At 71.7% G+C, this 21,698-nt stretch carries 20 protein-coding genes; 8 read left to right on the top strand and 12 right to left on the bottom strand.

What is annotated here, in order from left to right; genetic code table 11:
* Position 1 precedes the first annotated feature (1 nt).
* The 5 genes from rpsG to trmB all read left to right on the top strand — a co-directional run bounded on the left by rpsG (position 2) and on the right by trmB (position 6,134).
* The gene (gene rpsG / locus KM427_RS21860) at positions 2-472 is read left to right on the top strand and encodes a 30S ribosomal protein S7 (RefSeq protein ID WP_183591896.1); all 471 of its coding nucleotides are present in this window, start codon (positions 2-4) and stop codon (positions 470-472) included.
* Between the two features lie 135 nt (positions 473-607).
* Positions 608-2,668, top strand: a complete 2,061-nt coding sequence (gene fusA / locus KM427_RS21855; protein ID WP_221199782.1) for an elongation factor G — start codon at positions 608-610, stop codon at positions 2,666-2,668.
* 72 nt (positions 2,669-2,740) lie between these two features.
* On the top strand, positions 2,741-3,934 hold the full coding sequence (tuf, locus tag KM427_RS21850) for an elongation factor Tu (RefSeq protein WP_183591894.1): 1,194 nt from the start codon (positions 2,741-2,743) through the stop codon (positions 3,932-3,934).
* A 192-nt stretch (positions 3,935-4,126) separates the two neighbouring features.
* The gene (gene ilvA, locus KM427_RS21845) at positions 4,127-5,383 is read left to right on the top strand and encodes a threonine ammonia-lyase IlvA (protein ID WP_215525283.1); all 1,257 of its coding nucleotides are present in this window, start codon (positions 4,127-4,129) and stop codon (positions 5,381-5,383) included.
* Positions 5,384-5,399: 16 nt separating this feature from the next.
* A complete protein-coding gene (trmB, locus tag KM427_RS21840) occupies positions 5,400-6,134 on the top strand; it encodes a tRNA (guanosine(46)-N7)-methyltransferase TrmB (protein ID WP_215525282.1) in 735 nt (244 codons plus the stop codon).
* Here trmB and KM427_RS21835 read toward each other — a convergent pair.
* Positions 6,119-7,135: a LacI family DNA-binding transcriptional regulator gene (locus tag KM427_RS21835; RefSeq protein ID WP_215525281.1), complete on the bottom strand. Its 1,017-nt coding sequence runs from the start codon at positions 7,133-7,135 to the stop codon at positions 6,119-6,121. The genes trmB and KM427_RS21835 overlap by 16 nt on opposite strands.
* A 47-nt stretch (positions 7,136-7,182) precedes the next feature.
* Between KM427_RS21835 and KM427_RS21830 the strand changes: the two genes are divergently transcribed.
* Complete coding sequence (locus KM427_RS21830; protein WP_215525280.1) at positions 7,183-8,586, top strand: GH1 family beta-glucosidase; 1,404 nt, start codon at positions 7,183-7,185, stop codon at positions 8,584-8,586.
* Here KM427_RS21830 and KM427_RS21825 read toward each other — a convergent pair.
* The 4 genes from KM427_RS21825 to KM427_RS21810 form a co-directional block, all read right to left on the bottom strand.
* Entirely contained in the window at positions 8,576-9,532 is a 957-nt protein-coding gene (locus tag KM427_RS21825) for a carbohydrate ABC transporter permease (protein ID WP_215525279.1), read from the bottom strand. The genes KM427_RS21830 and KM427_RS21825 overlap by 11 nt on opposite strands.
* Positions 9,529-10,497 (bottom strand): carbohydrate ABC transporter permease, encoded by a 969-nt coding sequence (locus tag KM427_RS21820; protein ID WP_215525278.1) that lies wholly within the window; start codon positions 10,495-10,497, stop codon positions 9,529-9,531. Before KM427_RS21820 ends, KM427_RS21825 begins: the two co-directional genes overlap by 4 nt.
* A gap of 94 nt (positions 10,498-10,591) precedes the next feature.
* Positions 10,592-11,980 (bottom strand): ABC transporter substrate-binding protein, encoded by a 1,389-nt coding sequence (locus tag KM427_RS21815; RefSeq protein ID WP_183591888.1) that lies wholly within the window; start codon positions 11,978-11,980, stop codon positions 10,592-10,594.
* Between the two features lie 225 nt (positions 11,981-12,205).
* Positions 12,206-13,015, bottom strand: coding sequence for an RDD family protein (locus tag KM427_RS21810; RefSeq protein ID WP_183591887.1), 810 nt, complete (start codon positions 13,013-13,015; stop codon positions 12,206-12,208).
* Between the two features lie 24 nt (positions 13,016-13,039).
* Between KM427_RS21810 and KM427_RS21805 the strand changes: the two genes are divergently transcribed.
* Positions 13,040-14,035, top strand: coding sequence for a stage II sporulation protein M (locus tag KM427_RS21805; RefSeq protein ID WP_215525277.1), 996 nt, complete (start codon positions 13,040-13,042; stop codon positions 14,033-14,035).
* Between the two features lie 9 nt (positions 14,036-14,044).
* Here the strand turns inward: KM427_RS21805 and KM427_RS21800 are convergent, their stop codons facing one another.
* The 7 genes from KM427_RS21800 to KM427_RS21770 are packed head-to-tail and all read right to left on the bottom strand — an operon-like array spanning position 14,045 to position 20,797.
* A complete protein-coding gene (locus KM427_RS21800) occupies positions 14,045-15,331 on the bottom strand; it encodes a DUF58 domain-containing protein (protein WP_215525276.1) in 1,287 nt (428 codons plus the stop codon).
* Positions 15,332-15,341: 10 nt separating this feature from the next.
* Entirely contained in the window at positions 15,342-16,319 is a 978-nt protein-coding gene (locus tag KM427_RS21795) for an AAA family ATPase (protein WP_215525275.1), read from the bottom strand.
* Positions 16,316-17,413 (bottom strand): DUF4350 domain-containing protein, encoded by a 1,098-nt coding sequence (locus KM427_RS21790; RefSeq protein WP_215525274.1) that lies wholly within the window; start codon positions 17,411-17,413, stop codon positions 16,316-16,318. The genes KM427_RS21795 and KM427_RS21790 overlap by 4 nt, the downstream gene beginning before the upstream one ends.
* The gene (locus KM427_RS21785; protein ID WP_215525273.1) at positions 17,410-18,033 is read right to left on the bottom strand and encodes a DUF4129 domain-containing protein; all 624 of its coding nucleotides are present in this window, start codon (positions 18,031-18,033) and stop codon (positions 17,410-17,412) included. The genes KM427_RS21790 and KM427_RS21785 overlap by 4 nt, the downstream gene beginning before the upstream one ends.
* On the bottom strand, positions 18,030-19,142 hold the full coding sequence (locus KM427_RS21780; RefSeq protein ID WP_215525272.1) for a hypothetical protein: 1,113 nt from the start codon (positions 19,140-19,142) through the stop codon (positions 18,030-18,032). The genes KM427_RS21785 and KM427_RS21780 overlap by 4 nt, the downstream gene beginning before the upstream one ends.
* Before the next feature lie 12 nt (positions 19,143-19,154).
* The gene (locus tag KM427_RS21775; RefSeq protein ID WP_183591880.1) at positions 19,155-19,658 is read right to left on the bottom strand and encodes a carboxymuconolactone decarboxylase family protein; all 504 of its coding nucleotides are present in this window, start codon (positions 19,656-19,658) and stop codon (positions 19,155-19,157) included.
* Positions 19,655-20,797: an NAD(P)H-dependent amine dehydrogenase family protein gene (locus KM427_RS21770; RefSeq protein WP_215525271.1), complete on the bottom strand. Its 1,143-nt coding sequence runs from the start codon at positions 20,795-20,797 to the stop codon at positions 19,655-19,657. Before KM427_RS21770 ends, KM427_RS21775 begins: the two co-directional genes overlap by 4 nt.
* Before the next feature lie 587 nt (positions 20,798-21,384).
* On the opposite strand from KM427_RS21770, the gene rpsJ reads away from it, so the two are divergent.
* Positions 21,385-21,693 (top strand): 30S ribosomal protein S10, encoded by a 309-nt coding sequence (gene rpsJ / locus KM427_RS21765; protein WP_008360994.1) that lies wholly within the window; start codon positions 21,385-21,387, stop codon positions 21,691-21,693.
* Positions 21,694-21,698: the final 5 nt, after the last annotated feature.

The raw sequence follows: 21,698 nt of genomic DNA, 5'->3' as shown, positions 1-21,698 counted from the left end.
CATGCCGCGCAAGGGTCCCGCGCCGAAGCGGCCGATCGACGTCGACCCGGTCTACGGGTCGCAGCTGGTCACCCAGCTCGTCTCCAAGGTGCTGCAGGACGGCAAGAAGCAGGTCGCGCAGCGCATCGTCTACACCGCCCTCGAGGGCTGCCGCGAGAAGACCGGCACCGACCCGGTCGTCACGCTCAAGCGTGCGCTCGACAACGTGAAGCCGACCATCGAGGTCAAGTCCCGCCGTGTCGGTGGTGCGACCTACCAGGTCCCGATCGAGGTCAAGGGCACGCGCGGCACCACGCTCGCGCTGCGCTGGCTCGTCGGCTACGCCGCCGACCGTCGTGAGAAGACGATGCACGAGCGCCTCATGAACGAGATCCTCGACGCCTCCAACGGCCTCGGTGCCGCGGTGAAGAAGCGCGAGGACACCCACAAGATGGCCGAGTCCAACAAGGCCTTCGCTCACTACCGCTGGTGACCACGGGCGCGGGCCGGCTCCGCTCCGAGCAGGGCCGCCCGCGCTCCACACCGCTATTCCTACTCTCTAAGGAACGCTGACACAGTGGCTGTCGACATCACCACGGACCTCACCAAGGTCCGCAACATCGGCATCATGGCGCACATCGATGCCGGTAAGACCACCACCACCGAGCGCATCCTGTTCTACACCGGTATCAACTACAAGATCGGCGACACCCACGAGGGTTCGGCGACCATGGACTGGATGGAGCAGGAGCAGGAGCGTGGCATCACGATCACCTCCGCTGCCACCACCTGCTGGTGGAAGGACCACCAGATCAACATCATCGACACCCCGGGTCACGTGGACTTCACCGCCGAGGTCGAGCGCTCGCTGCGCGTCCTCGACGGTGCGGTCGCGGTGTTCGACGGGGTCGCCGGTGTCGAGCCGCAGACCATGACCGTCTGGCGTCAGGCGAACAAGTACGCCGTGCCGCGGATGTGCTTCGTCAACAAGCTCGACCGCACCGGCGCGGACTTCCTGCGCTGCGTCGACATGATGGTCGAGCGCCTGAACTCCACCCCGCTGGTCCTCCAGCTCCCGATCGGCGCGGAGGCCGACTTCCTCGGCGTCGTCGACCTGGTCGGCATGCGCGCGCTGACCTGGCGCGGCGAGACCAAGATGGGCGAGGACTACGAGGTCGAGGAGATCCCGGCCGAGCTGGCCGAGCAGGCCGCGGAGTACCGCGAGAAGCTGCTCGAGACCCTTGCCGAGGCCGACGACGCCGTCATGGAGAAGTACCTCGAGGGCGAGGAGCTCTCGGTCGAGGAGCTCGAGGCGGCGATCCGTCGCGCCACGCTGGCCGACAAGCTGAACCCGGTCCTGTGCGGCACGGCGTTCAAGAACAAGGGCGTGCAGCCGCTGCTCGACGCGGTCGTCAAGTTCCTGCCGTCGCCGCTGGACATCGACGCGATCATCGGCCACAAGGTGGGTGACGAGGAGACGGAGATCTCCCGCAAGCCTGCCGACGACGAGCCGTTCTCGGGTCTGGCCTACAAGATCGCCTCCGACCCGCACCTCGGCAAGCTGATCTACGTCCGCGTCTACTCCGGCAAGCTCGAGGCCGGCGCGACCGTGCTGAACTCGGTCAGCGGCAAGAAGGAGCGGATCGGCAAGGTCTACCAGATGCACGCCAACAAGCGTGAGGAGATCGCGTCGGTCGGCGCCGGCCAGATCGTCGCGGTCATGGGTCTGAAGGACACCAAGACCGGTCACACGCTCTGCGACCAGCAGAACCCCGTCGTGCTGGAGTCGATGACCTTCCCGGCACCGGTGATCGAGGTCGCGATCGAGCCCAAGACCAAGAGCGACCAGGAGAAGCTGGGCACCGCGATCCAGCGTCTCTCCGACGAGGACCCGACCTTCACGGTCAAGACCGACGAGGAGACCGGCCAGACCATCATCGCCGGCATGGGCGAGCTCCACCTGGAGATCCTGGTCGACCGGATGAAGCGCGAGTTCCGGGTCGAGGCCACCGTCGGCAAGCCGCAGGTCGCCTACCGCGAGACCATCCGCCGCAAGGTGGAGAACCACACCTACACGCACAAGAAGCAGACCGGTGGTTCGGGTCAGTTCGCGAAGGTCGTCATCTCGATCGAGCCCAGCATCGACCCCGAAACCGGGACCGGCGCGGGCTACGAGTTCGTGAACAACGTGACGGGTGGCCGCGTGCCGCGCGAGTACATCCCGTCGGTCGACCAGGGTGGCCAGGACGCCATGGAGTTCGGCGTGCTCGCCGGCTACCCGATGGTGGACGTGAAGTTCAGCCTCGAGGACGGCGCCTACCACGACGTCGACTCGTCCGAGCTGGCCTTCAAGATCGCCGGAAACCAGGCCTTCAAGGAGGCCGCGCGTCAGGCGAAGCCCGTGCTGCTCGAGCCGATGTTCGCCGTCGAGGTGACCACGCCGGAGACCTTCCTCGGCACCGTCATCGGCGACATCAACAGCCGCCGCGGGCAGATCCAATCGCAGGAGGAGCGGCACGGTGACATGGTCATCAACGCCCTCGTGCCGCTGTCCGAGATGTTCGGGTACGTTGGCGACCTGAGGTCCAAGACCTCCGGCCAGGCTTCGTACTCGATGGAGTTCGACTCGTACGCCGAGGTTCCCACGAACATCGCCGACGAGATCATCAAGAAGGTTCGCGGCGAGTAATCGCGTCGGACCCTCGGCAGTAACACCCAGCAAGTACGAGTCAAGTAACACACCAACCAGGAGGAGCCCACAGTGGCTAAGGCGAAGTTCGAGCGGACCAAGCCGCACGTCAACATCGGCACCATTGGTCACATCGACCACGGCAAGACGACGCTCACGGCGGCGATCACCAAGGTGCTGCACGACAAGTACCCGGACCTCAACGAGGCCTCGGCCTTCGAGGACGTCGACAAGGCTCCCGAGGAGCGCCAGCGCGGTATCACGATCTCGATCTCGCACGTCGAGTACCAGACCGAGGCGCGCCACTACGCGCACGTCGACTGCCCGGGTCACGCCGACTACATCAAGAACATGATCACCGGCGCCGCTCAGATGGACGGCGCGATCCTCGTGGTCGCGGCGACCGACGGCCCGATGCCGCAGACCCGTGAGCACGTGCTGCTCGCCCGCCAGGTCGGCGTGCCCGCCCTGGTCGTCGCGCTCAACAAGTGCGACATGGTCGACGACGAGGAGCTCATCGAGCTCGTCGAGATGGAGGTGCGCGAGCTCCTCTCCGAGTACGAGTTCCCGGGCGACGACATCCCGGTCGTGCGCGTGGCGGCCTTCCCGGCCCTCAACGGCGACGCCAAGTGGGGCGAGTCGATCCTCGAGCTCATGAACGCGGTCGACGAGTACATCCCGACCCCGGAGCGCGAGACCGACAAGCCGTTCCTGATGCCCGTCGAGGACGTCTTCACGATCACCGGTCGTGGCACCGTCATCACCGGCCGGATCGAGCGCGGCATCGTCAAGGTCGGCGAGGAGGTCGAGATCGTCGGCATCCGTCCCGACGCGCAGAAGACCACCGTCACCGGTGTCGAGATGTTCCGCAAGCTGCTCGACGAGGGCCAGGCGGGCGAGAACGTCGGCCTGCTCCTCCGTGGCACCAAGCGCGAGGACGTCGAGCGCGGCATGGTCGTGATCAAGCCGGGCACGACCACCCCGCACACCAACTTCGAGGCTTCGGTCTACATCCTCTCGAAGGAGGAGGGCGGCCGCCACACGCCGTTCTTCAACAACTACCGTCCGCAGTTCTACTTCCGGACCACGGACGTGACGGGCGTCGTGACGCTGCCCGAGGGCACCGAGATGGTCATGCCGGGTGACAACACCGAGATGTCGGTCGAGCTCATCCAGCCCATCGCGATGGACGAGGGTCTGCGCTTCGCGATCCGCGAGGGTGGCCGCACCGTCGGCGCCGGCCGGGTCACCAAGATCACCCAGTGACCTGACAAAGCACCGAAGGGGTCCCGCAGCCGTCAGGCTGTGGGACCCCTTCTGCTTTGTCATCACAGGAGCCGAGTCGGCGGTACTTTCTCCGTGGCGCGAAGCGCCCGCAGCGGAAAGTAGCGCCGACTCGGCGACCCCACAGCGGACCGCGAGTCGACGTGCCGGCGCTACCCCCTAGGGTCGTGTCCCGTGAGCAACGAGCGACTTGACGCCGCCGCGGTCGAGGCCGCGGCCGAGGTGCTGCGGCCCGTCGTACGCCGCACCGAGCTCGAGCACAGCGACCGGCTGAGCGAGGAGGTCGGCGCGACGGTGCTGCTCAAGCGCGAGAACCGCCAGCTCACCCGGTCCTACAAGGTGCGCGGCGCCTATCACCTGATCAGCGGCCTGACCGACGCCGAGCGCGCCCGCGGGGTCGTCTGCGCGAGCGCGGGCAACCACGGCCAGGGGCTGGCGTGGAGCTGCGCCCGGCTCGGCGTGCAGGGGCGGGTCTACGTGCCGGGCAACACGCCCCGACAGAAGCGGCAGCGCATCCTCGCGCTCGGCCAGGGGCGGGTCGAGCTGGTCGTGGAGGGCAGCACGTACGACGCGGCCGGCGCGGCCGCCCACGCCGACTCCGAGCGCACGGGCGCGGTCTACGTGCCGCCGTTCGACGACCCGCGCACGATCGCCGGCCAGGGCACGATCGCGCCGGAGCTGGTCGAGCAGGCACCCCGGCCCCTGCACACCGTCGTGGTCCCGGTCGGTGGCGGCGGGCTGATCGCCGGCCTGGCCGTGTGGCTGCGCGAGCGGTGCCCGGAGGTCCGCATCGTCGGCGTCGAGCCGCAGGGCGCGGCGAGCATGACCGCGGCGCTCGCGGCCGGCGGTCCGGTGGCGCTGGAGCAGGTCGACACCTTCGTCGACGGCGCGGCCGTCGGCCGGGTCGGTGACCTGACGTACCCGCTGGTGCGCGACCTCGTCGACGAGGTGATCACGGTCGACGCCGGCGCGGTCTGCACCGAGATGCTCGACCTCTACCAGGTCGAGGGCATCATCGCCGAGCCCGCGGGGGCGCTGGCGAGCACCGCCGCCCGCGAGCTGGCGGGCTCGTTCCCGGCGGACGCCGTGATCGCGTGCATCGTCTCCGGCGGCAACAACGACGTCAGCCGCTACGGCGAGATCCTGGAGCGGTCGCTGCTGCACCAGGGACTGCGCCACTACTTCCTGGTGTCGTTCCCGCAGGAACCGGGTGCGCTGCGGCACTTCCTCGACGACGTACTCGGCGAGGGCGAGGACATCGTGGTCTTCGACTACGTGAAGAAGAACAACCGCGAGACCGGCCCGGCGCTGGTCGGCATCGAGCTCGAGGCCGCCGCCGGGCTGGCCGGGCTGCTGGACCGGATGGCGGCCAGCCCGCTGACCATCGAGCGGGTGCCGCCCGGCTCGCCGCTGTTCACGTTCCTGATGTGAGGGCCGCGACCGAGAGATGAGCCAGACGCCTGACGACGGAGTGCGGCCGGCGCGCCCGCACCACAAGCTGACCGAGGACGGCCGGCGGCTGCGCGAGGTGCTGACCTACGCGCGCCGCGGCAGCCGTTTCACCCCCCGCCAGGCGCAGGCCTGGGAGGCGTACGCCGACCGGTGGTGGGTGCCCGACGAGGCGGTCGACGCGCCCGGCTTCTCGCTCGCGGGCCTCTTCGGTCGGCAGGCGCCGCTGATCGTCGAGATCGGCTCCGGCATCGGGGAGTCCACGGTCGAGCTCGCGCGGACCCGCCCGGACCACGACGTCGTCGCGTTCGAGGTGTGGCTCCCCGGCGTCGCCGACACTCTCGGGCGGATCGGCGAGGCCGGGCTCACCAACGTGCGCCTGCTCAGCGTCGACGCCGTGTGGTCGATGGAGCACCTGGTCGCGCGGGACAGCCTCGCCGGGCTGTGGGTCTTCTTCCCGGACCCCTGGCACAAGACGCGGCACCACAAGCGCAGGCTGGTCACCCCGACCTTCGGTCGGCTCGCCGCGAGCCGGCTCGGGTCGGGCGCCGAGTGGCGGCTGGCCACCGACTGGGCCGACTACGCCGAGCAGATGGTCGAGGTGCTCGACGCCGAGCCGCTGCTGCGCGGCGGCGTCGTCGAGCGGTGGGCCGAGCGGCCGGTCACGAAGTTCGAGCGCAAGGGGCTCGCCGCCGGCCGCGCGATCACGGATCTGCGCTACGTGCGGGTCTGACCGGGCCGCGACGTCGTACGACGCACGACGAGCTCGGTCGGCAGGATCACCTGCTCCGGCGTCCAGTCGTCGTCGGTCAGCGCCGCGAGCACCTGGGTCGCCGCCACCCGGCCCTGCTCGTGGACGGGCTGGGCGACGGTGGTGAGGTCGAAGTACCTGGCCATCTCGTGGTCGTCGACCCCGACGACCGAGACGTCCTCGGGGACCCGCAGCCCGATCTCGCGGGCGGCCCGGAGCGCGCCGATCGCCATCTCGTCGGAGGCCGCGAAGATCGCGGTCGGCCGGTCCGGCCGGGCGAGCAGCCGCAGGGCGGCCGCCTGGCCGCCGGCCGCGGTGAACTCGCCGTCCTCCTCGAGTCCGGGCGGCTGCTCGAGCCCCGCGCGATCGAGGGTGCGGCGGTAGCCGGCGAGCCGGGCCGAGGGCGCGGTGAAGTCGAGGACGCCCGAGGTGGCGCCGCCGATGTAGGCGATCCGCTCGTGGCCGAGGTCGACCAGGTGCCGGGTCGCCGTCGTGGCGGCCTCCTCGTCGTCGATGCGCACGGTCGCCCAGCCGGGGAGGTCGGCCCCGACGATCGTCACCGGCCGGCCGAGCCGGCTGAGCCGGTCGCGCTCGCCGGGGCTCGGCTTGAGGCTGAGCACCAGTACCGCGTCGACCCGCTTCATCAGCAGGCTGGTCTCGAACACCCGGTGCCGGGCGGAGGGGTCGCCGGCGAGGTTGTAGAGGAGCAGGTCGTAGCCGCGCTCGCGCAGTACCTCCTCGGCGCCCTGGACCACGGCGGCGAAGAACCACTGGGTGACCCGGGGCACGATGACGGCGACCGTGCGGGTCTGGCCGCTGGCCAGTCCGGCGGCGCTGGGGGAGGGCACGTAGCCCAGCCGCTGCGCCGACTCCAGCACTCGGCCGCGGGTCGTCTCGGACACGCCCCGCAGCCCGCGCAACGCGCGCGAGACGGTCGCCGTGGACATCTCCACGTCGCGCGCCACGTCCCGGATGCCGGTCATTGTGGGAACGCTCCCACTTTCCCGGTAAACGCACTACCGTGGGGCCCATGACCCAGCACCTGCCCGCCGGGCCGACCCTGGCCTTCGGCGCCGCGACCGCGGCGTACCAGATCGAGGGCGCCGCGCGCGAGGACGGCCGCGGCACCTCGATCTGGGACACCTTCGCGGCCCGTCCGGGCGCGATCCGCGACGGGCGGGACGGCTCGGTGGCCTGTGACTCCTACCATCGCTTCGAGGAGGACCTCGACCTGGTCGCGGGCCTCGGCGCGGGCTGGTACCGCTTCTCGGTGGCCTGGCCCCGCATCGTGCCGGCGGGCACCGGCGCCGTCGAACCGCGCGGGCTCGACTACTACGACCGGCTCGTCGACGCCGCGCTGGCCCGGGGAGTCCGGCCGACCGCCACGCTCTACCACTGGGACCTGCCGCAGCCCCTCGAGGACCGCGGCGGCTGGCTGGAGCGGAGCACGGCCGAGGCGTTCGCCGACTACGCGATGGTCGTGCACGACCGGCTCGGCGACCGGGTGCGGGTCTGGGCGACCCACAACGAGCCGTGGTGCGCGGCCTACCTCGGCTACGCCGCCGGCATCCACGCGCCCGGCCGCCGGGAGGGCGGCGCCGGCCACCGGGCGGCCCACCACCTCAACCTCGGCCACGGCCTGGCCGCGGCCCGCCTGCACGACGCGGGTGTGACCGACCTCGGCATCGTGCACAACCTGGCGCCGTTCTGGCCCGAGTCGCCCGCGGCCGCGGGTGCCGCCGACGAGCTCGACGCCGTCCGCAACCGGATCTGGATCGGGCCGCTCGCCGAGGGCGCGTACGACGAGGGGCTGCTCCGGGTCGCGCCCGAGCTCGCCGACCCGGCGCTGGTACGCGACGGCGACCTCGCGCTGGTGCGCGGCTCCGCCGACTGGATCGGCGTCAACTACTACACGCCGTTCCGGCCGGCGCTCGCCGACCCGGGCCTCGACGTACACCCCGAGATCGAGGCCTACCCCGGGGTCACGCCGGTCTCGTTCGTGGTGCGCGAGCCCCGCACCGACATCGGGTGGGAGGTCGACGCCGCGGGCCTCGAGGCGGTCCTCGTGCAGACCCACGAGCGCACCGGACTGCCGATCGTCGTGACCGAGAACGGCGCTGCCTGTGCCGACGACGCGGTGGTGGCCGGCCCGGACGGCCGGCCGATGGTCGACGACGGTGATCGCATCGACTACCTGCGCGAGCATCTCGCCGCCACCGAGGCGGCGCGCGGGGCCGGGGCCGACGTGCGCGGCTACTTCGTGTGGACGCTGCTCGACAACTTCGAGTGGGCAGAGGGCTACACGAAGACCTTCGGCATCGTGCACCTCGACCCCTCCACCCTGACCAGGACGCCCAAGGCGTCCTACCACTGGCTCGCCGAGCACATCGCTTCCGCTCCGTCCGAGACCGGCCGCCGACCCGTCAGCCCTTGACGCTCCCGGCAAGCAGGCCACGCACGAAGTATCGCTGGAGGGTCAGGAACACGACGAGGGGGATGGCCAGGGAGATGAAGGCGCCGGACGCCAGCAGCTGCCAGTCCTGCCCCTTCTCGCCGACCAGGCTGACCAGCTGCACCGTGAGCGGAGTGACCTCCGGCGAACTGAACACCAGCGCGACCAGCAGGTCGTTCCAGACCCACAGGAACTGGAAGATCGCGAAGGCCGCGATCGCGGGCATCATCAGCGGGAGCATGATGCGGGTGAAGATCTGCACGTGGGCGGCCCCGTCGACGCGCGCGGACTCGATGAGCTCCCCGGGGATCTGGCGCATGAAGTTGTGCAACAGGTAGATCGCCAGCGGCAGCGCGAAGATCGTGTGGGAGAGCCACAGCTCGTACAGCCCACCGGCCGGTGCGTCCCGGCCGGCCAGCGGCATCAGGTTGAACGGCGGGTCGACGTAGAGGCTGAGCAGCGGCACGAGGGTGACCTGGATCGGCACGATCTGCAGCGCGAAGATCGCCACGAAGAGCACGTCGCGGCCGCGGAAGTCCATCCACGCGAACGCGTACGCCGCGAGGGTGGCGAGGCTGATCGGGATCAGCACCGCCGGGATCGTGATCACGATGGAGTTGATCAGGTTCGTGCTCAGGCCCTCGCCGCTGGCCCCGCCGTTGAGGGCGTCGCTGTAGTTCTTCAGCGTGAACGCCGGGTCGGTGAAGATGTTCCACCAGCCGTTGGACTTGACGTCCTCCTCGGGGCGGAACGACGAGACCAGCAGGCCGAAGGTCGGCACGGTCCACAGGACCGCGATGACCAGGGCGATCACGGACGCGAGCCGCCCGGACAGACCCTCCTTGGCGGCCGCGGCGGCGGAGCGCGGCCGGCCGCCCGGGCTGCCGGTGGCCTGGGGTGCGATCGTGTCGAGCTCGGTCGCGGTCATCGTGCCTCCAGCTTCCGCATCTGTCGGATGTTGTAGATGACGACCGGGATCACCAGGGCGAAGATGACCACCGCGATCGCGGTGGCGATCCCCTGGTTCCCTGCGATGAAGTTCTGGCGGTAGAACTCGTAGGCCAGCACGCTGGTATTGAAGTTGCCCCCGGTCGCGGTCTGCACGATGTCGAAGACCTTGAGCGTCGCGATGGTGATCGTGGTCAGGACGACGATGAGTGAGGGCCGGATGCTCGGCACCGTGATGAAGCGGAACATCTTCCAGCCGCCGACGCCGTCGAGCCGGGCGGCCTCGACGATGTCGTCGGGGATCGCCTTGATCGAGGCCGACAGGATCGTCATCGCGAAGCCCGCCTGGATCCAGATCAGGATCACGATGAGGAAGAAGGTGTTCCAGGGGTCGTTGAGCAGGAAGTTGTACGGGTCGACGTGCAGCCAGACGAGGATCTGGTTCAGCAGCCCGATCTGGTCCGCCTCGCCGGAGCGGTAGGCGTAGACGAACTTCCAGATGATCGAGGCGGCGACCATGGAGATCGCGATCGGCAGGAACATCAGGGCCTTGGCGATCCGCTCGAACCGGATCCGGTCGACCAGCACCGCGTAGACCAGGCCGATCCCGGTGGAGACGATCGGGGTCAGGATCACCCACAGCAGCGTGTTCCGCAGCACCGTCAGCTGCTGCTTGTCGGTGAAGAGCTTCTTGTAGTTGTCGAGGCCGACCCAGGGCGGATCGAAGCTGGAGGCGCCGTGCAGGGACTGCCAGACGGTCACGATCGCCGGGTAGAGCAGCCCGATGCAGATCAGCAGCACCGAGGGGCCGAGGAAGGCGGCCGTCTGGACGCGCTCACCCGCCCGCGACCGCAGCCGCTGGGTGAGCAGCAGGATCGCGCCGATCACCACGTAGAAGATGGCGACGGCGATCACCATCTGGACGAACTTGTCGGACGTGCTCACCCTGCCTCCTGTCTCTGCGGCTGTCTCTGCGGCCGTCTCGTGCGACGAAGCGCTGGGACGAGCGAGCCCGCCCGTCCCAGCGCCGCGTGGTCGATCAGGAGCTCGGCCAGGAGTTCTCGATGTTGGTGAGGGCGTCCTTCGTGCTCTCACCGGTGACCCAGGCGGTCATCTCCTTCCAGAAGGAGCCGGCGCCGACGGCGCTGGGCATCTGGTCGGATCCGTCGAAGCGGAAGGTCGCGTCGGGGTCCTGGAAGATCTCCGCGGAGAGCTTGTCGATCGGGCTGCTCAGGTTGGCCTCGTCCAGACCCGTGTTGGCGCTGACCCAGCCGCCACCCGGCGTGCTCTTGGCCTTCTCGTTGGCCCACACGTCGGTCGACAGGTAGGTCTGGAACGCCGCGACCTCGGGCCGGTCGTCGAAGGCGGCGACGAACTCGCCGGCGCCGAGCACCGGCTTGCCGAAGTCCTCGTTGGTCACCGGGAGGTAGAAGGCGAACACGTCGCCGTCCTCGGTCACCTTGGTGCCCTCGGGCCACTGGGCGGCGTAGAAGCTCGCCATCCGGTGCAGGGCGCACTGGTCCTTGAGGATCGGCTGGCCGGCGTCCTGGAACGCCGTCGTCGCGATCGAGTCGACGTCGCCGAAGCCGCCGTTGACGTACTTGGGGTCCTTGAGAATGGCGCCGACCTTGTCGAGCGCCTCGGCCACGGCGTCGTCGTTGAACGCGATGTCGTGGTTGACCCACTGGTCGTAGACGTCGGGTCCGGCGTCGCGCAGGAGCACGTCCTCGAGCCAGTCGGTGGCCGGCCAGCCGGTGGCGTCGCCGGACTCGATGCCGGCGCACCAGGGCTTGATGCCGGTCGCGGCGATGTCACCGGTCAGCGACATCAGGTCGTCCCAGGTCTCCGGGACCTCCCAGCCGTTCTTCTGGAACATCGAGGGGGAGTACCACACGAAGGACTTCACGCTGGCGCCCAGCGGGGCGGCGTAGAAGGTGTCGTCGACGGTGCCGTAGCCCTTCCAGTCCTCGCCGAAGAACTCGTCGACGTTGTCGGCGACCTGCGACGGGGCCTCGACGACCTGACCCGAGTCGACCACGGTCTTGAGCAGGCCGGGCTGGGGGATGTAGGCGATGTCGGGGGCGTTGTTGGCCTTCACCCGGACGACGAGCTGGGTCTCGAACTGGTCGGAGCCTTCGTACTTGACCGAGGCGCCGGTGCAGGTCGTGAACAGCTTGTAGGAGTTCTCCTGGGCCTCCTGCTCGGGCGGGAGGATCGAGGTGTAGACCGAGACCGACTTGCCGCTCAGGTCGCCGAAGTCGGCGAGCTGCTCGAGTCCCGAGCACTCGGACTTGCCGTCACCCGGCCAGGTGCCGCTGGCTTCACTGCTGCCGCCGTCGTCGTCACTCGCGCAGCTCGCGAGGACGAGTCCCGCACTCGCCAGGGCGGCGGCAGCTGCCAGGCCACGGCGCATGTTGCGTGATCGCATTCGTGCATTCCTCTCTGGATTGTCAGCAGGTCCGTCCAGGTCCGCGCGCCTCGAAACCCGCTCCGTGGGCAACGATGCAAACGTTTACGCGCGTGCCCCGTCAAGGGACCCCGGTCACGATTCTGTAACGCAGGTCACATTTCAATGGGAACGCTCCCACTGCCGGATGATAGCCCCACCGCCGGTGTTCGTGCCGGACGATCTCCACCTCGTCCTGACCCCGGGTCAGCCGCGGGCGGCCAGCCGGCGTCGCAGCTCGGCCTCACGGGCCAGCCGCCGGGTGTCGCGCTCGCGCCGCGCGGCGACCACCGCCGCGAGGTAGGCCTCGGGCGGGGTCCCGGGCGGCGGGGGCGGCGAGACGTGCCGGCTGACGGCGGAGGCGAGCCGTTCGCCGAGGGCGGCGCGCGAGCGCGGGTCGATCTCCTGGGAGCGGCCGAGGTACTGCCGCACCGCGATCGCGAGCCCGGTCGGCAGCGCGGCCATGTCGGCCTGTGCCGCCCACGCCGCGAGCGGGGGCGGCATCGGTACCGGCTGGGGGAGGGTGAGTCGGATCCGGTCGCGGACGACGTACGTCCCGGCGGCGTAGTCGCCCAGGCGCTTGCCGCGCGGGCTGAGCAGGGCGCAGAAGAAGGCGGGGCTGCCGAAGAAGAGGTAGATCTCGACCACGCCGACCAGCGCGCGCACGAACGCGTGGTGGAAGGAGATGGGTCCCGCGTCGTCGCGCACCGCGCGCAGCCCCATCGCGAGCTTGCCCAGGGACCTGCCCCGGGTCAGCGTCTCGATCGTGGTCGGGAAGACGATCCAGGCCACGATGATCGACGCGAGCATCGCCACCTGTGCCAGCGCCTCGTCGGCGCGCAGCGCCGCGATCGCCAGGCCGAGCACCAGCGCCACCAACAGCACCGAGGCGGCCACGACGTCGATGAGCCCCGAGACGATCCGGGCGCCGATGCTCGCCGGAGGTAGGTCGAGCGCGACCGCCTCGCCGGTGACGAGGTCGTCGGTCGTGAGCGTCGCGAACTCGGGGGCGGCCATCGCCGGTGAGTCTAGGCTCCGGGCATGGACCTCGACGCGTACGTCGCGGCGCACCTCGCCGAGTGGCGTCGGCTGGAGGAGCTCACCCGGCGGCGCCGGCTGTCGGGTCCCGAGGCCGACGAGCTGGTCGAGCGCTACCAGCAGGTGGCCACCCATCTCTCGGTGGTGCGCACCTCCGCGCCGGACGCGACGCTGATCGCCTACCTGTCCTCGCTGCTGTCGCGGGCGCGCAACCGGGCGACCGGCACCCGCACCGGCACCTGGGCCGGGGTCCGGCGGTTCTTCGTCGGCCGCTTCCCCGGCGCGCTCTACCGGCTGCGCTGGTGGTGGCTCGGCACGCTCGCGGCCAACGTCGTGGTCACCGGCGTGATGATCCTCTGGCTGCTCGGGCACCCCGACGTCGAGCAGAGCCTGCTCTCGCCCGAGGACGTCGAGCAGCTGGTCAGCCACGACTTCGAGGACTACTACAGCGAGTACGCCGCGAGTCACTTCGCCGCGCAGGTCTGGGTCAACAACGCGTGGGTCTCGGCGCTCTGCATCGCGCTCGGCGTACTCGGGCTGCCGGTGGTCTGGCTGCTCTTCCAGAACATCGCCAACCTGGCGATCATCGGCTCGATCATGATCCGCCACGACCACGCCGGGCACTTCTGGGGACTGATCCTCCCGCACGGTCTGCTGGAGCTCACCGCCGTCTTCGTGGCCGGCGGCATGGGCCTGAAGCTGTTCTGGTCGTGGGTGGAGCCGGGTGAGCTCACCCGCACGCAGTCGCTGGCCCGCGAGGGCCGCACGGCCGGCACCGTCGCCCTCGGCCTGGTCGCGGTGCTCCTGGTCAGCGGGGTCATCGAGGCCTTCGTGACCCCGTCCGGACTGCCCACGTGGGCCCGGGTCGGCATCGGGATCCTGGCCGAGGCGGTCTTCTTCGCCTACGTCTTCGTGCTCGGCCGACAGGCCACCTGGCGCGGTGAAACCGGAGACCTCGACGCGGTACTTCTCGAGGACCGGGTCGCCACCCAGGCCTGACTCAACCGTTCAGAGGAGGCCGCGCGCCTTGAGCGACAGGTAGTGGTCGGCGAGCACGGGCGGTAGGTCGTCGGCGTCGAGGACGTCGACGCCGAGGGCACGGAGCAGGCCGGCGGTGTGCCGGCGGCGGCCGATGGCCCGCTCGGCGGCCGCGGCGTCGTAGACCTCGTCGAGGCCGGTGCGGTCCGCCGCGAGGCGCTCGAGCTCGGGGTCGCGCACCGACGCGAGCACCACCCGGTGGTGGCGGGTCAGGGTGGGCAGCACGGGCAGCAGGCCCTCCTCGACGGCCGCCGGCTCGAGGGGCGTGAGCAGCACCAGCAGTGCCCGCTGCCGGCCGAGGCCGGTCACGGCGCCGGCCAGGGCGTCCCAGTCGGCCTCGGCGATCACCGGCTCGAGGTCGGCCATCGCCTCCTGGAGCCGCGCGGCGATGTCGCGCGCCCCGGCGAAGCGGAGCCGGCTGCGCACCCGCCGGTCGCCGGCCACGACGTCGACCCGGTCGCCGGCGCGCGAGGCGAGCGACGCCAGCAGCAGCGCGGCGTCCATCGCGGAGTCGAGCCGGGGTACGTCGCCGATCCGGCCGGCCGACGTACGCGAGGTGTCGAGCACCAGTACGACGCGGCGGTCGCGCTCGGGCTGCCAGGTCCGCACCACCACGTTGCGGCTGCGGGCGCTGGCCCGCCAGTCGATGGCACGGACGTCGTCGCCGCGCACGTACTCCCGCAGCGAGTCGAACTCCGTGCCCTGGCCGCGCACCCGCACCGCGGCCCGGCCGTCGAGATCGCGCAGCCGGGCCAGCCGGCTCGGCAGGTGCTTGCGCGACTCGAAGGGCGGCAGGGCCCGCACCGTGCCGTCGAGCGGCCGGGTGGCCTGCCGCGACGCGAGGCCGAGCGGACCCTGGAGCCGGACGGTGACACCGAGCGCGCGCAGGTCGCCCCGGCGGCGGGGCAGCAGCGGCGTCGGCAGCGGCACCCGGTCGCCGGGGCCGAGCGCGATGCGGTGCCGGTTGGCGCGCGCGCCGGCGGTCGGCTGCCAGGAGTCGCGGACGACGCCGCGCAGCCGGCGACGCGAGTCGTTGGTGGCGACCAGCACGCTGGTGGCCGGGTCGCCGAGCCGCACCGAGCCGACCGGCCGGCGCTCCAGCGGCAGCGACGACGGGGCGGGTGCGAGCAGCACGTCGAGCCCCACCAGCAGGCCGACGGCGAGCGTCCACAGCCAGGTGGTGCTGGTCTCCGGTCGCAGCAGCACCGCCACCACCCCCAGCAGGAGCAGCAGCGGGACGCGTCCGGAGATCGCCATGGCTCGGGTCCTACCGCGGCACCGGGACGGAGGCGAGCGCCGACGCGAGCACCTGGGCGACCTGGACACCCTCGAGCTCGGCCTCGGGACGCAGTCCGAGCCGGTGCACGAGCGTGGCGTGGGCGAGCGCCTTCACGTCGTCCGGGGTCACGAAGTCGCGTCCGGTCAGCCAGGCCCACGCGCGCGCCGACCGCAGCAGCGCGGTCGCGCCGCGGGGGCTGACGCCCAGGCTGAGCGACGGCGACTCGCGGGTCGCCCGGGCGATGTCGACTATGTAGCCGGCCACGTCGGGGCTGACCTGCACCCGGTCGACCGCGGCCCGGCCGGCCGTGATGTCGGCGGCGTCCGCCACCGGCCGTACGCCGGCGCCGGCCACGTCGCGCGGGTCGAAGCCGTTCGCGTGCCGGCGCAGGATCTCCAGCTCGGCGGCCCGGTCGGGCACCGGCAGCACCACCTTGAGCAGGAACCGGTCGAGCTGGGCCTCGGGTAGCGGGTAGGTCCCTTCGTACTCGACCGGGTTCTGGGTCGCCGCGACCAGGAAGGGCCGCGGCAGCGGCCGCGAGACGCCGTCGACGGACACCTGGCCCTCCTCCATCGCCTCGAGGAGCGCGGACTGGGTCTTCGGCGGGGTCCGGTTGATCTCGTCGGCGAGCAGCAGGTTGGTGAAGATCGGCCCCTCGCGGAAGGACAGCTCACCCTGCCGACTGTCGATGACCATCGACCCGGTGATGTCGCCGGGCATCAGGTCGGGGGTGAACTGCACCCGCCGGGTGTCGACGGACAGGGCACCGGCCAGGGTGCGCACCAGCAGCGTCTTCGCGACCCCGGGCACTCCCTCCATCAGCACGTGACCGCCGCAGAGCAGCGCGACCAGCAGGCCCGAGACGGCGGCGTCCTGGCCGACGACGGCCTTGGCGACCTCGGTGCGGACGGCGGCCAGCCGCTCGCGCGCCTCGGCACCGCTCGCGGGGGTGGGGGACTCGCTCATGGGCGGCGTACCTCTCTGTCGAGCTCGGCCAGCCGGTCGGCCAGCGTGATCAGGTCGTGGTCGGTGGCGGGTGGCGGGGCGTGCGGTCCGAGGAGGGCGTCGATCTCCGCCTGGGGGCGGCCGGTGTGCCGCGCGAGGTCGCGCACGAGCGCGACCGGATCGGGCCCCGAGCCGAGGCGCAGCCGCTCGGCGGTGCGCACCCGGGCCGCGGCCCGCAGCACCTCGGCGGCGTGCGCCCGGTCGCCGGCCCTGCGGTAGAGCCGGCCCCGGCTGCGGGTGGTCTCGATCGCCTTGACCGTCACCGGCAGCGGCTCGACCGCGAGCGGGCCGAGCCGGCGCGACCGCCACAGCAGCAGGGCGAGGGTCGCGACGGCGACCAGCAGCAGCCCCGGGCGCAGCCAGTCGGGCAGCAGCGACGAGAGGCTGACGCCGTCGCCGGCGCGGAGGTCCTCGAGCGAGGGCACGTACCAGACCAGCCGGTCCGACCCGCCGAGCAGCCGCAGGGCGAGGGCGGCGTTGTCGGCGCGCAGCACCTGGTCGTTGCTCAGCGCCTGGCCCGCACCGAGCAGCACCAGGCCCGGCCGCGGCTCCGCCAGCAGAGCGGCGCCGTCGCCGGTCGGGAAGCAGCCCGGGCCGGGGTAGGCGAGCGCCAGGTCGACGGCGACGGCGAGGTCGGCGTACGCCGGGTCGGCGCAGTCGGCAACGATCGCGCGGTCGGGCGCGATCCGGGTCGGCGCCGGCACACCGAGCACGTCGGCCAGGCCGGGCTCGGCCTCGACGAGCACCACGCGGGCCCCGCCCGCGTGGTCGAGCAGCCGTTCGGCGGTGCTCGTCCCGAGTCGGTCGGTCGAGGTGACGACGACGGTGGTGTCCGGCCCGGTCTCGGTGCGCTCCAGGTGGTCCGCGTCGCGGGCGACGGTGACGTCGACCCCCTGATCCTCGAGCACCCGCGCCAGCGCGCGCCCGCCGGCGGGGTCGGGGTTGTCCGGGTCGAGGAAGCCGGACCGGTGTCCGCCGCCTCCGATCAGCAGCACGACCACGACGGCGGCGACCAGTCCGACGCCGATCGCGAGTGTCGCCCGGTGCCTGCTCATCGGCGTACCCCCGCGAGGGCGTCGTCGAGCGCGAGCACCTCGACGGCCTGCTCCGGGGTGGCGGGACGCCCGCCGTAGAGCACGGCGTCGAACCGGGTCGCGCTGCCCTCGACCCGGGCGCCCAGGTCGGGGTACGCCGCGGCGAGGGCCACCGCCACCTCGTGCGCGGTCGCCCCGGGCCGGTCGTCGAGCCGGCCGCGCTCGACCTGTCGCACGGTCAGCGCGCGGAAGCCGTCGACCAGCGCGTCGGCCGGGCGCCCCGCGGCGAGCGCGTGCTCGGCCGCGGCGCGCAGTTGGGCGGCCGTGAGCGTCCGGTCCGCGACGACGGGGCCCGGCCCGCTCGCCGCCCGCGGTGCCCGACGGGCACGCGAGACCAGCCAGGCGAGCGCGAGGCCGAGCGCCAGGAACGCCGCGATCGCCAGGAACGTCGACAGCGGCGGCGCGTCGGCCGCGGCGTCGATCGTGCCGCCGAGCAGCCGGTCGAGCCAGTCCAGGAGCCGCTCGAGCACGTTGCGCTCGTGGTACTCCGGATGCAGCAGCTCGCGTCCGAGCAGCGACCGCGCCTCGTCCCCGGACGGGTCGAGCGGCGGCTCCGCGAGCAGGGCCAGCGCGCGGCTCACGGTGCGGTGATCCCCGCCTGCGTCATCAGCTCGATGTCGTAGGCCTCCTTGCGGATCCGCTGGTCGAGGTACTGCAGCGAGGCCACCGCGGCCGTGAACGGTGCGACGAAGGCGGTCGAGACGACCGTGCCGAGTGCGTTGACCACCACCATGAGTAGGAGGGCGACCTCGGGATCGCTGATCGCGACGCTGAGCACCGAGCCGACGATCGCGAACGGCACGGTCAGGATCTGCGCGGCGACCGAGGTGACCACCAGCGTCAGCAGGCCGATGCCGAACGTGCGCCAGAACTGGCGCCGGGTCAGCGCGTAGGCGCGGCCGAGGCCGGCGAACACGCCGGTCCGCTCGACCATCAGCGCCGGTACGGCGAGGTAGGTGAGCCGGATCCACAGCCAGCAGCCGAGCGCGACCACCGCCGGCCCGGTCACGACGAACCAGGCGAGCGGGAGCTCCCAGGACGACGTGGCCACCAGGACGACGACCGACATCAGGACGTACCCGAGCAGGAGGACCAGCCAGAGCAGCCCGATCAGCAGGGTGATCCCGACCAGCCGCCAGCGGCTGCCCCGGGTGGTCGCCCAGGCCTCGCCGAGGGTGAGCCGCCGGCCGATCGCCGCGGCCGCGGTGACGTGGGCGATCATCCCGGTCACGAAGATCAGCCCGACGTACTGGAGCGCCGATCCGAGCCCGAGCGCCCCGAGCGCGGTCAGGCTGCCGAGCTCGTCGGCGGTGTCGCCGCCCGACGACTCGGCGGACAGGCCGACTGCCAGCGTGACCACGGCGGTGACCAGCACCGGCAGCGCCATCGCGACCGCGGCGACCAGCACCGAGGAGCCGACGGTCGCCCGCGGGTTGAAGCGGATGATCCGGAACGCCGCGTCGTACAGGTCACCGAGTCCGAGCGGTCGCAGCGGCATCGCGCCGGGCTTGTGCGCGGCACCGAGCATCCCCGGCGCCCAGCCGGGGGAGCCACCGGGCGGCCCGGCCGGTGGGGGACCGCCGGGAGCGGGGCCCCAGAGCGGCGGAGGGGACTCCGATGGCGGCTGCCACCCCGGCGGGGGTGGGTCGCCGGGGCCGCCCGGCGACGGGTACCACGGGCTGCCCGACATGGGCCCATCCTGTCAGTGGCCGCCCTGCTGCGGGACCGCGTTGCTGGGCAGCACGCAGGCCGCGTCTAGTCCGAGCACGTGGTTGAGGCGGCCGAAGGCCAGCCACGAGCCGAGGCACATCGAGAGCTCGACGATCTCGCGGTCGCTGTAGTGGGCCTTCATCCGGGTCCAGAACCCGTCGTCCAGCCCGTGGTGGTCGACGGCGTACCGCTCGGCGTACTCCGCTGCCAGCCGGGTCCGGTCGTCGAAGTCGCCGGTGGTCCGCCAGTGGGTGACGGCGTCGGCGAAGGTGTCCTCGACGCGGACGCCGTCGCGCTCGGTGCGCCAGTCCTGGCAGAAGAGGCAGCCGTTGATCTGCGCGATCCGCAGCCGCGCAGCCTCGAACTCCCGCAGCCCGAGTGTCGTGTGCTCGTAGACGCTGGTGGCGAACGCCGAGGCGGGGATGCCGATCCCCGGCACCATCTCGCCCCACACGTAGAGGATCGGGTCCTTGTCCTCGGGCAGGTCGACGATCATGCTGTGCTCCTTCCGGTTCCGGCGATGCGGCCGCTCGCCGGCGTGAGGGGTACGTCGAGCCCGTCGTACAGACCGGGCGCGGCGCTGGTCAACCACGGGATCGCGTTGACGAGTCGGTTCGCGGCCGTCGCGTTGCCCCCGGCGGCCCGGTTGCCGCCCTCGTCGGTGGCCTCCAGGCTCAGCTCGATGCGGGGCCGGCCCTCGATGACCACGCGGTGCGCGCCCGCGCCGCCGTCGGGCGGCACCGGCCAGTCCGGGGCGCAGCCGGGGTCGATCCGGGTGACGTGCTCGACGACGATCCGCGGCACCCCCGCGACGACGCCCTGCACTTCGAAGCGCAGCGCGCCCTGGGTCCCGGCCTCGAAGAGCCCCATCGCGTTGGTCGCGCCGGCGTCGAGCGCCCGCCGGTCGACGGTCTCGCGGATCTCGTCGAGCGGCACCCCGAGCGCCCGCGCGATCATCCGCACCTGACCGCCCCAGACCATCGTCGGGACGCCGGCCGCCACCATCGGCGGCACCTGGTCCATCGGCTCGCCCATGCCGACGAGGTGCCGCACCGAGTCGGGCTGGTCGTAGGTCGAGTAGTCGAAGATCTCCTGGCAGCGGACCTCGTCGACGGTCCCCGCCACGGCGCTGAGCAGGACCGGCAGCACGTCGTTGCCCCAGCCCGGGTCGACTCCGCTGGCGAAGAGCGCGCTCGACCCCGACCGGGCCGCGGCCAGCAGGGGCGCGGTCAGCTCGGCGGGCGCGTGCCGCGGGTCGTAGAGGGCGTAGAGCGCCGGGGTCACCACGACCGCGCCGCCGCTCAGGCAGCGGGCGACGTCGGCGAGCGCGGCCTCGGGCCGCAGATCGCCCGAGGCCATGTAGGCGACGGCGCCGGCACCGTCGAGCGCGCCCAGCGCGGCGCCCGCCTCCGTGGTGGCGAGTACGCCGAGCGCCCGGTCGAGGCCGGCCAGCTCCCCGGCGTCGCGGCCGGCCTTGCCGGGGGAGGAGGTCACCACGCCGGCCAGCCCCAGGCCCGGGTGGGCGGCCACGGCGCGGATCGCCGCGCGGCCCATGTTCCCGGTGCCCCACACGATCACCGGTACGGTGGGGACCTGGCCCGGAGGCGGGAAGTAGAACGTGTTCTCGTCGCCCATGGCTGGACGATAGCCGAGTCGCCGGGTTTCGAGACGCGTCACGGTCCCGCGCTGGCGCGCGGTCCCCGTCGACGCTCCTCAACCTCGCCGGCTGGGCCCTCCCTCCTCGCAGGCTCGGAGCGAGGGACCGGGTTTCGAGACGTGTCACGGGTCCCGCGCTGGCGCGCGGCCCCCGTCGACGCTCCTCAACCTCGCCGGCTGGGCCCTCCCTCCTCGCAGGCTCGGAGCGAGGGGCCGGCGAATTGGCTTGGTGCGGGATCTTCTGCCAAGATAGTCCGGTTGCTTCGGCGGGTTGCCGGGGTGCACTGCACATCTTGACTTCTGAATCGCGTCTCCTCAGGGATAGCTCAGTGGTCTGCGTGTGTGGCCGCACCGAACCTGGAGACCCGATCTGCTCGACGAAACCGTCGGGCGCCACCAACAAAACGAATGCGAGACCCGGTCTCGTGTTGTGCCTCAACAGCGCGACACGCCCGACCGCGGGGGTCGGAGCAGGAGCGGTGGGGAGCACGGGCGGGACCTACTCAAGCCCGAGGACGTTCCGGAACACGCACGCGGCACAGAACCAGTGAGGACGAGAGAGACCTATGGCGGGACAGAAGATCCGCATCAGGCTCAAGGCCTATGACCACGAGGTGATCGACACCTCGGCGCGCAAGATCGTGGACACCGTCACCCGTACGGGTGCCAAGGTCGCCGGCCCGGTGCCGCTGCCGACCGAGAAGAACGTGTACTGCGTCATCCGCTCGCCCCACAAGTACAAGGACTCCCGCGAGCACTTCGAGATGCGCACCCACAAGCGCCTCATCGACATCATCGACCCCACGCCGAAGACCGTCGACTCGCTCATGCGGCTCGACCTGCCCGCCGGCGTCGACATCGAGATCAAGCTCTGAGGTCG

The organism is Nocardioides sp. LMS-CY, assembly GCF_018732145.1.
Taxonomy (GTDB): domain Bacteria; phylum Actinomycetota; class Actinomycetes; order Propionibacteriales; family Nocardioidaceae; genus Nocardioides; species Nocardioides soli.
This window is presented reverse-complemented; position numbering and strand designations above follow the sequence as displayed.